Below are 16,192 nucleotides of genomic sequence, written 5' to 3'. Positions count from 1 at the left end.
GATAAAATGTTTTTTGGTGTCTTTTTTATTATTTTACATTCCATAAATAAGGCATTTTACAATTACACTTTAAATTTCTCTACTAAACTAAGTTAAATTTTAACAAAATTCGGTTCATTAAAATATATGCGCTTATTTATAAAATTTATAAAGTTCACTCTTTATTTTCAATTGCTACGACATTTTCCAGTAAAATTTCATCTATATCGCTTATTTCAGCTCCTGCGATAGTTCTTAATTTTGCATGCATTGCAATTGCATTATCGCGAGCCTTTTCTATGCTGAGTTCGCGGCTTTTCCAAATCTTTTTCATCGCATTTTGCTCTTTTGTAAGACTATCTTGCAAGTCTATAAATGCGTGAACGATATTTTCCATTTGCGCTCTAAATTCATTTGAAATTAAGTAGTTGTACACCAAACCCATTTTTGTTTCGACATTTTGACCGGCTTTTTTTACGTAATTTATCTCTATTAAATTTTGGCGCACAACTTCGCAAAGCCATTTAAAATCTGAAAACGAGCAAACCCATACGCCTTCTATAAAATTAATATTGCTTACGCCTTTCGGCAAGGTTTTGGTTACTAAAATTCCTGCGTCCGCTTTAGCTTCCGTCATATCTTTTTTAAATTTTTCTATCCAGTCGCCGCCAAAGCTTTGCGTTCGCTTGCTTTCATATAAAATTTTGCCGCATTTGCTGAAATCGTCAGCAATAATGATTTGTTCACAATCGGCACCATTTACACCTTTTGGCACTGGGATGATTTCATCATAGCGAAATTTTTCTTTTAAAATATCTTCAATGGCAATTTCCTGTACTTCACCTTGCGCTTGTTGAGAGCCGATTTCAGCTTTTCTGCTAAGTTCAAAGATTTGCTTTTGCATTGAGCTTATTTGTTCATCTTTTTCACGCATTTTAAGCTCATTTTCTTCACTGATTTGTTTTGAAATTTTTTCTCTTTCAACGTTAAGAATTTCGTTTATTTTTTTCTCACTTTCAAGCTGTATTTTAGTTTCAATTTCACTATTTTGGCGTTTTAAAACTTCGTTTTCGGCGGCGATTTTATTTAATTCATTTATTTTTTGTGATTTTTCATTCAGTTCGCGTTTTAAAATTTCATTTTTAGCTAAATTTTCAGCTTCAATTTTTGCTTTTAAACTTTGTTCTAAATTTTTTGCATCCTGCGCGTTTTTTGCATTTAAAATTTGAGTTTGTTTAGCAATTTCCGCAGCAACGGCATTTTTAAAATTTTCATCAAATTTTGCGGATTTTTCATCGAATTTGGCTTTTAAAGCCAAAAATTTTGCGTTAAATTCCTGCTTTAAATTTTGTTCTACAATTTCATTTATATCGATTTGTGCTCCACATTTAGGGCATTTTATTTTTTCGCTCAAATTTTGCCTTTCATTTTTTCAAATTCAGCTGAAATTTCGGCACTTTTCGGTTCGTCCGCCATTTTATCCAAAACCACATTGTATTTATTTACTAAAAATATCGCCAAACTTGAAAATACAAATCCTGGCAAAAGCTCATAAACCACGCTTGAAAGTCCGAAACCAATCCATGCAATTACACTTATTCCGCCAACCAGCATTCCAACTAAAGCTGAAAGTGCGGACATTTTTTTGGAATACAGAGAAAAAAGCAACACAGGTCCGAAACTTGCGCCAAATCCGGCCCATGCATTTCCAACGACATTTAAAACCGTATCGTTTGAAAGAAACGCTAAAATTGTGGCGACTACGGCTACTACGACAACAGCAAAGCGAGAGATTAAGGTTTGCGTTTTAGGACTTACATCTTTTTTATAAAATGCGAAAATAAAATCATTTGTAACAGAACTTGCGCTAACTAAAAGTTGTCCTGAAATCGTGCTCATAATAGCAGCTAAAACTGCTGAAATAATGATTCCGACAATAAACGGGTGAAATAAAATTTTGCCCAGATCCAAAAATACGGTTTCAGCGTCTTTTAAAGGCGCTCCTGTTTGGTTGAAATATACAAAACCTATCAAACCGCTCAAAACTGCGCCAAGCAGTCCCAGAGCCATCCATGAAATTCCTATTTTCCTTGCGCTTTCAAGTTCAGCCGAACTTCGTATTGCCATAAATCGCACGATAATGTGAGGTTGTCCGAAGTATCCGAAACCCCATGCAAGAAGTCCTACAATTCCTAAAAATGATTGATTGTAAAAAATATCAAGATGATTGTTATCAAATTTAGCAACTTCGTTAAAAAATGAGCTGTCGCTTGGAATATTTAAAGCTAAATATGAAACTATAGGTATCAAAATAAGCACCAGAAACATCAAAGTTCCTTGAAGCGCATCCGTTATACAGACTGCTTTAAAACCGCCGAAAAATGTGTAAAAAACTACAATTGCCAAGGTTAAAATAGCGCCTGCGGCAAAATCAAGGCCAAAAAAACTATTAAAGGTTTTTCCGCCTGCAATCATTCCGCTGCTTACATAAACTGTAAAAAATACCAAAATCAAAAGACCTGAGATTATGCGAAGTGTCTTTGTGCGGTCTTTGAAACGATTTTCCAAAAAATCCGGAATTGTTATACTATCGCTCGCAACTTCCGTATAAACGCGAAGTCTTTTGGCTAAAAATTTATAATTTGCCCAAGCTCCGATTGTAAGTCCGATGGCAATCCAAATACTGCAAATTCCTGTTGCATAAATAGCTCCGGGCATTCCAAGAAGCATCCAGCCGCTCATATCGGAAGCTCCTGCAGAAAGCGCGGTAACAAGCGGACTTAATTTTCGGTTGTCAAGCAAATATTCGCTCATATTTGCGTTTTTATTATAATAATATCTTCCTATAACAATCAAAATTCCAAAATATATGGCGATTGCCGCATAACTCCAAAGGCTCATTTTATTGGCATCCTGTGCATTCTATACTTCTATCCACCACATCCGGTTTTTTATCTACTACAGATGAATCCGGGCTTTGACTTCTTAAATAATATGTTGATTTTAAGCCGAGTTTCCAAGCAAGAGTGTAAATGTCGTTTAAAATTCTTGCACTTGATTTTTCAAGTGAAATAAAAATATTCAGACTTTGTCCTTGATCGATCCATTTTTGGCGTACTGCCGCCGCTTTTATCAAAAGTCTTTGATCAAGTTCGTAAGCAGGAGTATAAAGTTGCCAAGTATCAGGACTTAAATTCGGCACAACAACCGGAATCATTCCGCTAAGATTATGTTCAAACCATTTTCTTTTATATACAGGCTCAATTGTTTGAGTCGTTCCGACGAGTATGGAAATGCTTGACGTAGGCGCAATCGCCATTAAATATCCGTTTCTCATTCCATCTTTTTTTACTTTTTCTCTTAAATATTTCCAATCGCAACCGTCTTCATCAAAAAGTCCGCCACGTTTTACCAAAGCTTTTGCTTCTTCATTTGCAAGGTCTATTGGCATTATTCCTTTACTCCAATTCGATCCTTCAAAATCAGGATATTTTCCTTTTTCAATCGCAAGATTGGAACTTGCCAAAATTGCGTTGTAGCTGATATTTTCCATAATTTTATCAATAAACTCGAAGTGCTCGTAGCTTCCCCAAGGAATTCCTTTTGTAGCAAGCATTTGCGCTTCGCCCATTACGCCAAGTCCGATAGCTCTTGTTTTTAAATTCGTGTGTTTTACTTTTATGTGCGGATAAAAATTTAGATTAATTACATTATCAAGCATTCTTATTGCAATCGGCATTACTCTTTGTATATCTTCTTTTGTATTTATTTTGCTTAAATTTATACTTGCAAGATTGCAAACCGCCGTTAATCCTTCGTCGTAAGCTTTTTCTACACAAAATACATCTTTTCCGTCAAGCGCATCAAGCGATGTGATTTTTTTACCTTTTTTAATTAGTCCGTTATCCAAAGTAATATCGTCTTCTTCTTCAAAAAGTTTAATACTTCCATCGTTAAATGTTACTTTGATTTTATAGTGATTCGGCCTTGTGTTTTGGAAAATTTCCGTGCAAAGATTAGAACTGCGAATGATACCTTCATGTGCATTAGGATTTGCTTTGTTAGCATTATCTTTAAAACACAAAAACGGCATTCCGCTTTCAAAGCAGCTTGTCAGAATTTTTTTCCAAAGTTCTTTTGCCGGTATAAGAGATTTTGAAATTTTGGAATTATTTTCATACTCTATATATTTTTTTTCAAATTCTTCGCCGTAACAATCACATAAATCAGAGACTTCCGCAGGATCAAAAAGAGTCCAGTTTGCATTTTTTTCAAGGCGCTTCATAAAAAGGTCATTTATCCAAAGTGCAGGGAAAAGTTCGTGAGCTCTTCTTCTTTCTTCGCCTGAGTTTTTACGCAAATCCAAAAAATCGCCTATATCCATATGCCAAGTTTCTATATATGTGGCGATCGCGCCTTTTCTTGTTCCAAGCTGATCGACTGCGACTGCTATATCGTTTGTAATTTTTAGAAACGGTATAATTCCGCCAGCCGCATTTTTATTTCCGTCTATGCTTCCTCCGATTGCTCTTACTTTGCTCCAATCCCAACCGATTCCGCCGCCAAATTTTGAAAGCAGAGCCATCTCTTTAAAACTGTCAAAAATTCCTTCAATATTATCAGGTGTACTTCCTACATAACATGAGCTTAATTGGTGGCGCGGTGTTCTTGCGTTTGAAAGAGTCGGCGTAGCGCACATAACTTCAAATTTTGAAAGTAAATCGTAAAATTTTTTTGCCCATGTTTGACAATCAAGTTCATTTTGTGCCAAGAACATAGCAATAGCCATAAACATTTGTTGAGGCAGTTCAATCGGTCTTGCTTCATTATCTTTTAACAGATATCTATCATAAAGAGTTTTTATTCCAAGATATGTAAATTGTAAATCTCTTTGAGGTTTTATATAATCTTGTAAATCATCAAGATCATATTTTTCTTTTAAACCAAGCAAAATTTTACCTTCTTTTTCGCCGCGCTCAAAATATTCTCTAAGTGAATTGTATCCGTTAAAAGTCGTTACTTTGTGATATAAATCGTAAAGAAAAAGGCGAGCTGCGACAAATGTCCAGTTAGGTTGATCAACATCTATTTTTTCGACTGCCGTTTTTATCAAAGTCTGTTGAATTTCTTCCGTTGAAATCATATCTCTAAACTGAATTTTAGCGTCCAATTCAAGTTCGCTGAGACTAACGTTATCAAGCCCTTCAATTGATTCTCTTGTGTATTTTCTAATCTTAGAAATATCCAATTCTTCGGTTCGACCGTTTCGTTTTACTACTTTCATAAAATTCCTTTGTTAATTTCCATAATCAATCAAAATTTTATAAATTTTTTAGTTTTTTGCATTTATAAAATTGTGATTGATTAAATTGTATATCCTGAAATTTAAAAATTTATTTTATCTAATGTTTCCAAAAAGTTTTCTTTTACTTTAAAAATTTAATAAATTATTGTAAAATATATTTTTGAATTATTAATAAAGGATAAAAAATGAAAAAAATTTTAGTAATGTTGCTTGTTTTTTGCGGCTTGTCTTTTTCGCAAACTTTAAAATTTGTAACAAGTCCTGATGATCCGCCGTTTTCATATATGAAAGACGGAAAATACACAGGGGTTGATATGGAAATTTTAGACAACGTTGCAAAAAGAGCTGGTTTTGATTATGAAATTGTGCAAACTTCGTTCGAGAGAATAGGAGACGAGCTTGATTTGGGAGCTGATTTCGCAATTTCATCCATAGCAAAAACTGCCGAAAGAAGCGCTAAATTTGATTTTTCGGATAAGTACTATGAAGCTACTCAACTTTTTGTAGCTGAACAAGGAAATGATTTTATTTCAAAAGATAGTTTAATCGGCAAAAAAATAGGTGTAATAAATTCGAAAAGCGTTCAAGAAAGACTTGCGCAAAGTATACCTGATGCAGAGGTTATTGTAGCCGGCAGTTTGGTAAATTTGATAGTTGTCGCAAAAACAGGTAAAGTGGATGCTATTATAGTAGAATCTACAAATGCTCCAAGTGTGCTTTTTAATGATTACGAAAATGTATCTGAAAAAGATAAAATGGGTCTTGATATGTTAAGAGAGTTGAATTTGGGTAAAAAACTTGAAATATTTCATATAGAAAGTTCGGATGACGGCGAGTTTTGCATCATTACCAAAAAAGGCACTCACGCAGGTGAACTTGCTAAAATCAATTCGGCTTTAGAATCTATGAAAAATGATGGCACAATAGCTAAAATTTTAGCTAAATATAAAGTAAAATAAAAAAAGTGGAATTTTAATTCCACTTTGAAATTTTGAGTTTTTATTTTTAAAAATAATTGCTTTGTATTGAATTGCAAATCCAAACAAACGCTATAATCGCCAAAATCATACTCTTTCGATATTTCCGGATTTTATTAAAATAAAACATTGATATTTTATAGAGCCGTCGTTATCTTTTATATTTTAGGTTTCATAGGCTTGTAATAATATTCTTCTTCATTTTCGTCATCTTGGCAATTTATTCGGTTATAAATTTTATTGTCCGTTTTTTTGTTTTTCTGATAATACAAATTCAATATCAAATAAAAAATCTTCCGAAAATGTATTAGAATTTACACTTTCGTTTAAATTATGTTTTAAATTCGTTTTTTTTTTTTTTTTTTGAAAGTAAAATTTAATTCATCAATATCGGCATATTGTTATTGCATTTTTTCGTTAAAAAAAATTTTTATAGTTCCTACAAAGAAAAAGTCAAATCAAAAAAAATCTCTTATTTTTATCTCTACCGCTAAAAGCGGCGACTTTTTTATAACCTTTATCGCAATCGGGTACGCTGTAATAGCTGTCATAACAGAAAGCTGATTTGCCGCAAGTACGTCCGTTACTAAAATTGCACTTTTTTTTATAAAGTTCTTTTCATTTTTTATATAATTTATTGTTTTTTTGAATACTGTCCGAATATATTTATAAATAAAATTGTAAAATATTTTTTTGAAAACATAGTAAAAAAATTTATTAAGGCAAATATATGGCGGTTTTTGTCTTTAAAATCGCCATATATTTTTATTTAAGCCTTAAAATTCCAAAGCAATTAAAAATTTATTATTTTCCATTTTCAAGTTTTACTGCCAGCTCTTTTAAAGCTTTCAGATTTATTTTTCCTGAGCCGAGAAGTGGAATTTGATCTATTTTATAAATAACGCTTGGTTGCATAATTGAAGCGATTTTTGAGTCTAAAATTCGCTTTTTTATTTCACTTTCATCAATTTCGCCCATGTAAAGCATTATAATTTTTTCACCTTTTTTTGCATCGTCTACATTTGTGCAGCAAAATGATATTTCATCTTTAAATATTTCACTTAGTAGTGATTCTACGGCGCCCAAACTTATCATTTCGCCACCGATTTTTGCAAATCTTGAAATACGATCCGTAATCGTTAAAAAGCCGTCATTGTCAATAAAACCGATATCGCCGCTTTTATAATATCTTACGCCGTCAATTTCCGTGATGACTTCTTTTGTCTTTTTGTCGTTTTTATAATAGCCTTTCATTACTTGCAAACCGCCTATTATTACAAGTCCTTCAGTTCCTACAGGAAGTTCTTTTAAAGTATCAGGATCTACAATTTTTACAATTGTACCAGGAAGCGGCAAGCCTACAGTTCCGTTTTTTGAGAATTTTAATTCTTGAAAAAATTCAGGTTCCAGTATGCTTGGTGTATTTACACATACTACAGGCGTTGTTTCTGTAGTGCCGTAACCCTCATAAATCGTAATTCCGAATTTCATTTTAAAATCTTCTTTTGTGCTTTGATTTAATTTTTCAGCTCCTGCAATAGCAAAACGGATTGAACTGAACATAAGCGGATTTATGCGTTTAGAACGTGTATAAATTCTAAAAAATGTAGAAGTTCCGAACATTATGGTAGTTCTAAATTTAGCCGACATTTTTCCTATAGTAGCCGCGTCGGTAGGATCAGGAACATGAACACTTAAAATTCCTTCGCTTAAAGGTAATAATGTAGTAACCGTAAGACCGAAACAGTGGAAAATAGGTAAACTTGCCAAAATTGCGTCATTTTCATTCGCATTTACGAGCTCTATAAGCTGTTTTATATTCGCCATAATATTTTTATGTGTTAAAACTACGCCTTTTGGTGTTCCTTCACTTCCGCTGCTAAACAAAATCGTAGCTTCGTCGTCTATTTTCACATTTGCAAAATATAAAAACTCCAACATAAATTTTGGAAGCAAAAGCGCCTTTAAAAGTGCGCAAATTTTATCACGTTTTGAAATTTTATCTTTTATATCTTCCAAAAATATAAATTTATTGCCGATACTGCTTTGTAAATCAAATCCGCGATCTTTTAATTTTTCTACAAATTTTCTTGATGAGATTATTGTTTTTATTTCACCGATTTCTACACATTTTATTAAATTTTCTTCGCTTAAAGTATAATTTAAATTGACACTGACTTTTCCTAACATAAAAAGCATAAGATTTGTAATTGAACCTGCTACGGATGACGGTAAAACAACACCGATATTTTTTTGACCTTTAAAAAGGTGTTCCATTTTATTTATAAATAAAATTATGCCTGTAATTACTTTCAGGTTATTTAAATTCGCCCCTGTTGAATCTATCATTGCTGTTTTAAAAAGATTTGATTTGGCCTGTTTGAACCAATTAAACTGCATCGGTTCAAGTGTTAAAATTTGATTTGTCCAGCTGAAAAATGATAATTCAATTACTTTGTTTTTGACTTCGTTTGCGGTTGAGTTTATATCCATAGGTGCGCCGAAATCAACTCTAATATATCTTTTTCCATGCGTGCTTATTTTTTTGTAATAGCTGTTTGCGCGCGAAAAGCTTGAGCCCCAAAGCCCACGTATATAAAACGGAACTATAACTGCATTTGCATCTTTTGCTGCAAGCTCAAAACCGCTTTTAAATTCATCTAAAATTCCGTTATAACTGATATGACCTTCCGGAAAAAGCGCCACAACTTCACCGTTATTTAGAAGTTCATGTATTTTTTCTATTGCACTTTTGCTTACTCCAAGTCCGATAGGTATAACGCCGAAAATTTTAAAGAACCAACGCAAATACCAAATATCGTAAAAACTTTTATACATAGCAAATTTTATCGGGCGCGGCGCTGCAATTTGCACCATAGCCCAATCTATCCAGCTTATATGGTTTCCAAGAAGCAAAACTCCACCTTTTTGAGGAATATTTTCCACTCCTCCGACATTTACTTTAAAACCGAGCCTAAAAAGCGGCCAAACCAAAATTCTGGTAAATAAATGCGGTAAGTTTCTGATTGCTATAAATGTGCATATCAGCATACAAACAGCTAAAATAGAAAAAATTCCGTTTGTCGGAATTTTAAAATATACAAGCATTACGCCAAATACTAAAAATAAAACCATAAAAATGTTTTGGAAAAAATTGCTTCCTGCAAGAACACGACCCATTTGTTTTTCAGGCGTGAAAAATTGTATGTTCGCATTTAACGGAACGATGAAAATTCCACCGCTAAATCCAAATGCAAACGAACCTACGCACATCCAAAAGATATTGCTTGCATTTGCAAAAATCAAAACCGAAATAAACAGCCCGAATGAGCCAAAAGGCACCATTCCGATCTCTATGTGCTTTTTACAGTAATTTCCTGCAATTGCCGATCCTATTATGATTCCTATAATACTTACGGCAAGGATAAATTGAATGATTTCTACATTATCACTTCCTGTAATAAGTTTAAAATGCGCAGGAAAAGTAGCGATGATCAGTTGCGACATTCCCCAAAACACCGAAATTCCAATTATACAAAGAAAAAGATTTCTGCTTTTGAATAAAATTTTTAAATTTTCTACAAGATAATTGAATTTGAAATATTTTTTCTTATCAAAATTCAGCTTTTCATCTGTCGGCTCGAAAAACGGAATTTTAAATGTAAAAATAGTTTGAACTACGGCTAAAATAAACAAAATAATACCGATAAAATAAATCGAATGAAGCATTTCGGCGATATTTGAGCCATCTACATATTCTTCAAAAATAATGGAAAAAGCAAGACTTGCAATCAAAATCGCTACGATTGTTATACTTTGGACAAGACCGTTTGCTACACCTAAATTTTCGGCTCCTACCAGTTTTTTTATCAAACCGTATTTTGCCGGCGAATAAATCGCGGATTCAATACCAAGTAAAATCGTCGCTGCAAAAGCTGCATAAAAAAAGCCGAAATAATAAAAAATCGTAATTAAGAGAGTTAGTAAAATTTCTAAAGTAGCGCATATTCTTGTGATTGTCGTGCGGGAAAATTTATCACTTAAAAATCCTGAAAGCGAAAAAGCTAAAACAAAAGGAAGCAGGATCAATAAATTTATAACCGAGCTTAAAATAATCAGTGTATCGCCGCTGAAATTTTTAACTAAAATGTTTTGAATTGTTATTTTATGACCCAAATCGACTCCGGCATTTAAAAACATAACAATTAAAAATGGAACAAAACCTATTAAATTTATTACATTTCGCATAAAAAACCTTTTTGTAAATAAAAATAAACTATTGGATTTTATCTAAAATTTGTTTAAAATTTAATGACTTAAAAAAGCTGTTTATATGTAAAATTCAGAATTTTTTAATTTTATTTTAAATCGCCCCAACGCTTGTTTATGCTTAAACTGGTTTTTAACGGAACATTCAGTTTAACGACATTTTGCATAATTTCTTGCATTTTTTTGCCGAAACTTTCGCTCATATCATCTCTTACTTCAAAAATCAGTTCATCGTGAATTTGCAGAAGAAGTCTTGTATTTTCATTTAAAAACGGAGAAATTTCAACCATTGCTTTTTTTATGATATCAGCGGCGCTGCCTTGAAATTTGGTATTTACACTTTCTCTTTCATACATTGCAAATTGCATAGGTGTGGCGTTTGCAAAATCAAAATATCTTTTTCTTCCGAAAAGAGTTGTTGTGTAGCCATTTTTTTTCGCTTCGCTTTTTAAATTTTCCATAAAATTTTTTATGCTTGCAAATGCTTTGAAATATTTTTCTATATAGTCTTTGGCGTCGCTTCTGCTTATGCCAAGTTCGTTTGAAAGTTTGCTCGCTCCCATTCCGTAAATCAGTCCGAAATTTATTGTTTTGGCAACCGCGCGTTTTTCTTTATCGCTTGTTCCGAATATACTGATAGCGGTTCTTGAGTGAATATCTTCATCTTCTCTGAAAGCTCTTAGTAACTCTTTGTCAAGACTAAAATGCGCTAGAAGCCTAAGTTCGATTTGCGAATAATCAAGACCCACGAAACTGAATCCGTCTTTTGAGACAAAACAATTTCTCATTTGCACGGCCATTGACCCGTGAGCCGGTATATTTTGCAGATTAGGATTTTTGCTTGAAAGTCTTCCTGTGCTGGTTCCTGTTTGCAAGAAATTTGAAAAAATTCTGTTTTCATCGTTTTTTAAAGCTAGAGCTAAAAGCGGCTCTGTGTAGGTACTTTGAAGTTTATAAAGTTCGCGGTAGGCTAAAATTTTAGGAACTACAGCGTGAAGTTCTGAAATAGCGCTAAGCGCACTTTCATTCGTGCTGTAACCTGTTTTTGTTTTTTTCTTCGCCGGTAGGCCAAGATGTTCAAAAAGAACTTCGCCAAGCTGTTTAGTCGAGTTTATATTAAAATTTTCGCCGCTTAAATCATAAATTTCATTCGTTAAAATTTTAAGTTGTTCTGCGATTTCGTTTATCATTTCTTTTAATGATGAAATATCCATTTTTATGCCGTTTTCTTCCATATTAAGAAGCACTTTTATAAATGGAAATTCCAAATTTTTTGCTAAATCCAAAAGCTCGGTGCTTAAAATTCCGCAAAATTTCTTATAAAATTTCAAAGTTATCCATGCGTCTTCACTCGCGTAATTTGCAGCGTTTTTTACATCCACGCTTGAAAAATTCTCTCCTTTTTTGACTACATTTTCAAATTTTATAGTATCATAATCAAAATATCTTTTTGCAAGATTATCCATTCCTACGCTGTTATCAGGATCCATTAGCCATGCCAAAATCATCGTGTCGGCATATTTTGCTGGTGGATTTAATCCAAAATTATTTCTTACTATGCGAAAATCATATTTTAAATTTTGACCTATTATAAATTTGGTGTAAATCGCTTCAATAAGGCGCTTTGCTATATTTTTATCAAGCATATCCGGCGCTCCAAGATAGCTGTGAGCTAAAGGTACGTAAAAGCTTGATTTTTCATCCCAACAAAACGAAAATCCTACGATTTTGGCATTATGACTATCCACGCTCGTGGTTTCCGTATCAAATGCGATTTCTTTTACATTTTCCAAATCGTTTAAAATTTTATCTGCCTGCTCTTTTGTACTGACTGTTATGGCTTTGAAATTAAGTGTTTTATCTGTATCTTTGGAATTTTCAAGTGCGGATAAAATTCTGTTTAAATTGTATTCTTTTAAAATTTCAGTAATTTTTAAAAGCGGATTTTCGGTCGGAAACTCTGCTCCAAGAAGATCAGGAACTTCAAGTCCATCGTAAAGCGAAGCAAGTTTTTTACTCATAAACGCATTTTCTTTGCCTTCAATAAGAAGATCTTTTTGGCGATTTTGCGGTAAGTTATCAATATTTTCATAAATTTTTTCAAGTGAGCCGAAATTTTCAAGTAGCTTTTTTGCGCCTTTTTCGCCTATGCCTTTGATTCCCGGGATATTATCGGCGCTGTCGCCGCAAATTCCTAAAAAATCGCGAACCTGCTCAGGCCAAACGCCGTATTTTTCAAAGCAGCCGTCACGGTCGTAAAGCATTTTTTTTGCAGGACTGTAAACCCGTACGTTTTCGCCTATCAGCTGATACAAATCTTTATCGTGCGTAACTATGTTTATTTGCATATTTTTAGAGTATTTTTTAACGAAACTGGCGATTATATCATCAGCCTCATATCCTTCCTGACAAAAAGAGCAAAGCCCCATTTTTTCTATCATTTCTATGCAAACAGGAAGTTGATCCAAAAGCGCTTTTGGCGGCTCCGGGCGGTTTGCTTTGTAGTTCGGATCTATATCTGAGCGAAATGTTTTACCTTTGCTGTCAAGTGCAAATACGATATAATCGCTATTAAATTCATTTTTTAGGTTTGCTATGAAATTTGCAAATCCGCTAATCATTCCGCTTGGTTTGCCGTCTTTGTTTTTTAATGAAGAAAGTGCGTAAAAAAGTCTGAAAAAGAAGCCGAAAGTATCTATAATCGTTAAAGTTTTCATAATATTCCTTGAAATTTTTTATTGGATTTTAGCGAAAAAGGACTTAAAATTCACAAACATTAAAAGTTAAATTCTAAACAGAATATCGTATTTATCTATATTTTACGGTAAAAATAAACTTGCAGGAAATCTAATAAAAATTTTAAAATATTTTTATAAGATTTTTCTGATCTTCTTTTTTTAAATCTTTTTTATAAAAAATTTAATATAATTTTATACAAAAATTTTTGGAGGACAAAATGAGCGAAAATACAAATATATTTATAAATCGTGAACTTTCATGGTTGAAATTTAACTCTCGCGTGCTTGAACAATGTAAAAAAGATATTCCGCTTTTAGAAAAATTAAAGTTTTTGGCTATTTATTGCACAAATTTGGATGAATTTTATATGATCAGAGTTGCCGGATTAAAACAACTTTTTACAGCAGGAATTGTAGTCAGCGGAAACGATGAAATGACGCCTCTTGATCAGCTTCGTGAAATTCGCGCTTATTTGCAAAATGAAAAAAATGAACTTGAAAACGAATATTTTAAAATTAAAAACGAATTGGCGAATAAAGGACTTTTTATAAAAAATTACAATGAGCTTGACGAAGAGCTCAGCGCGAAAGCGGATGAGTTTTTTTTCACTCAAATTATGCCGATTATCATTCCGATAGCCGTGGATTCTACACGTCCTTTTCCACATCTGAATAATCTCAGTTTCGCGCTTGCGGTAAAACTTCGAGAAGAAAATAATCCTGAAAGCGTGCATTTCGGTATGATACGAATTTCGCGCGTGCTTCCAAGATTTGTAAAAGTTGCAAATGATACATATGTTCCTATTTCAAGTATCGTAGGACGCCACGCGGAAGAAATTTTTCCTGGATATAAATTAATAAGTTCGGCTGCATTTCGTGTCACAAGAAATGCTGATATTGTGATTGAAGAAGAGGAAGCTGATGATTTTATGATTATCCTTGAAGAGGGATTAAAACTTCGACGTCGCGGTGCTTTTGTGCGTTTGCAAGTTCAAAAAGATGCGGATCCTGAAATTTTGGAATTTCTAAACGCGCATCTTAAAATTTTTTACAAAGATGTATATGAATACAGCATTCCGATTACATTGGATGGACTTTGGGAAATAACTTCAAATAAAGATTTTATAAATTTGGCTTATCCGCCTTATGCTCCAAAAACACTTCCTCCGTTTGATGAAAATGTTTCAATTTTTTCTACAATGGATAAAGAAAATATTTTGATTTATCATCCTTATGAGAGCTTCGATCCGGTGGAAAAACTTATAAAAGAGGCTGCAAAAGATCCGAAAGTCATATCTATCAGAATGACTCTTTATAGAGTTGAAAAAAACTCTCCTATAGTGCAAGCTTTGATAGATGCTGCAAATGACGGTAAACAAGTAACTGCTATGGTTGAATTAAAAGCGCGTTTTGACGAAGAAAACAATTTACACTGGGCAAAAGCTTTAGAGCAGGCAGGTGCGCACGTAATTTACGGAATTACAGGTTTTAAGGTTCATGCTAAAATTACACAAATAATAAAAAAAGATGCCGGAAAATTGAAATTTTATATGCATCTAGGAACCGGAAATTATAATGGAAGCAGTGCTAAAATTTACACGGATGTAAGTTTTTTCACAACAGATGAGATGTTTGAAAAAGATACCACAAATTTTTTCCATATTCTTTCAGGTTATAATAAAAATCGCAAACTCGATAAACTTTCAATGTCGCCAATGCAAATCAAAGAGAGACTTCTTGAAATGATAATGATGGAAACAGAATACGGTGAAGAAGGCAGAATCGTAGCAAAAATGAACGCTCTTGTCGATAGCGATATGGTAAAAGCGCTTTGTAAAGCAAGTGCGGCAGGCGTGAAAATCGATCTTATAGTGCGCGGAATTTGCTGTCTCCGTCCCGGAATTAAAGGTGTAAGCGAAAATATTCGCGTCATTTCAATTGTAGGAAAATATTTGGAACACGCAAGAATTTTTTATTTTAAGCACAATAATCCCGGATTTTACATTTCAAGTGCAGATTGGATGCCTCGTAATTTAGAACGCAGGCTGGAGCTTATGACGCCTATTTATGATGAAAATTTACAAAATAAACTGAAAGAAATTTTAAAGCTTCAAATAAAAGACAATAATCTTGCATTTGAACTTAAAAACAGCGGTTCATATGAAAAAGTCGAAGTTCCTGATGGTTGCGAAAAGATAAACAACCACGAATATTTGGAAAATTATTATAATAAACTTTATAAAAATATCCAAAAACACCGAGATGATCATATCAGTATGATCGCAACGAAATTGTTAAAGGAAAGTTAAAATTAAAATTTTGACTGTTTTTTATATGAGTTTTTTAAAACATCGCATATAAATCGCGAAAAATTTGCCGAACGTTGCTGTTAGAAATTCGGATGAAATTTACGGCAGCGATTTTGGCAAAACAGATGTAAAAAGCAGAAATTTTTAAGTGAAGCGCACAAAATTCAGTTTTTAAATTTCATATTTTTCAGTTTAATAAGCGCTATGAAGGTTTATTTTTACGCTCGTTTGCTTGCGCCAATCGAAAATGCGCTGGCATATAAAAACTACACGCAGTTATTTTCAACCTGAAGCGGTTCGTTTAGTATTTGCCAAGTGGACGAAATAAGTTCGGGCTTGTTTAATTTTTGCTAAATGTTGAAGATACGGCTTATTTTTGTTCGTTTGATTATAAAGCCATTTTAACATAGACGGCGCATTTTATATAGACGTGAAAAATTATGTGGATTTTGTGATAAATATAAAAAGTTTATCCAGAATTTATAACTAAACGGCATTTTTAAGCCGTTTATTTTTACAGACACGCTTAAATATGGCTTTATTAGATAAAATTTTAAAAGCCGATTTTTTATAAGTATTTTAAAATTTAGCTTATTTTTTTTTGATAAATAATTG

The 16,192-nt window shown here is 33.1% G+C and carries 7 protein-coding genes; 2 read left to right on the top strand and 5 right to left on the bottom strand.

Annotated elements, in window-relative coordinates:
* Window positions 1–154: 154 nt before the first annotated feature.
* Genes CHAB381_RS08095 through CHAB381_RS08085 form a run of 3 tightly spaced genes read right to left on the bottom strand, consistent with a single transcriptional unit; the run spans window position 155 to window position 5,263 of the window.
* Window positions 155–1,393, bottom strand: coding sequence for a DUF2130 domain-containing protein (locus tag CHAB381_RS08095; RefSeq protein ID WP_012109551.1), 1,239 nt, complete (start codon window positions 1,391–1,393; stop codon window positions 155–157).
* A complete protein-coding gene (gene putP, locus CHAB381_RS08090) occupies window positions 1,390–2,880 on the bottom strand; it encodes a sodium/proline symporter PutP (protein WP_012109550.1) in 1,491 nt (496 codons plus the stop codon). The genes CHAB381_RS08095 and putP overlap by 4 nt, the downstream gene beginning before the upstream one ends.
* Before the next feature lies 1 nt (window position 2,881).
* Window positions 2,882–5,263 (bottom strand): ribonucleoside-diphosphate reductase subunit alpha, encoded by a 2,382-nt coding sequence (locus CHAB381_RS08085; protein ID WP_012109549.1) that lies wholly within the window; start codon window positions 5,261–5,263, stop codon window positions 2,882–2,884.
* A 206-nt stretch (window positions 5,264–5,469) separates the two neighbouring features.
* Here CHAB381_RS08085 and CHAB381_RS08080 point away from each other — a divergent pair, with 206 nt between their 5' ends.
* A complete protein-coding gene (locus CHAB381_RS08080; RefSeq protein ID WP_012109548.1) occupies window positions 5,470–6,243 on the top strand; it encodes an ABC transporter substrate-binding protein in 774 nt (257 codons plus the stop codon).
* An 822-nt stretch (window positions 6,244–7,065) separates the two neighbouring features.
* On the opposite strand, the gene CHAB381_RS08075 is transcribed toward CHAB381_RS08080, so the two are convergent.
* Together CHAB381_RS08075 and polA are read right to left on the bottom strand one after the other, a co-directional pair.
* Entirely contained in the window at window positions 7,066–10,509 is a 3,444-nt protein-coding gene (locus CHAB381_RS08075) for an acyl-[ACP]--phospholipid O-acyltransferase (protein WP_012109545.1), read from the bottom strand.
* A 110-nt stretch (window positions 10,510–10,619) separates the two neighbouring features.
* Window positions 10,620–13,247, bottom strand: a complete 2,628-nt coding sequence (gene polA, locus CHAB381_RS08070) for a DNA polymerase I (protein ID WP_012109544.1) — start codon at window positions 13,245–13,247, stop codon at window positions 10,620–10,622.
* Between the two features lie 239 nt (window positions 13,248–13,486).
* Between polA and CHAB381_RS08065 the strand changes: the two genes are divergently transcribed.
* On the top strand, window positions 13,487–15,577 hold the full coding sequence (locus CHAB381_RS08065; protein ID WP_012109543.1) for an RNA degradosome polyphosphate kinase: 2,091 nt from the start codon (window positions 13,487–13,489) through the stop codon (window positions 15,575–15,577).
* Window positions 15,578–16,192 lie beyond the last annotated feature (615 nt).

This window comes from Campylobacter hominis ATCC BAA-381, from assembly GCF_000017585.1.
Classification (GTDB): Bacteria; Campylobacterota; Campylobacteria; order Campylobacterales; family Campylobacteraceae; genus Campylobacter_B; species Campylobacter_B hominis.
The sequence above is the reverse complement of the archived record's forward strand: the minus strand, read 5'-3'. Positions and strand labels throughout refer to the sequence as shown.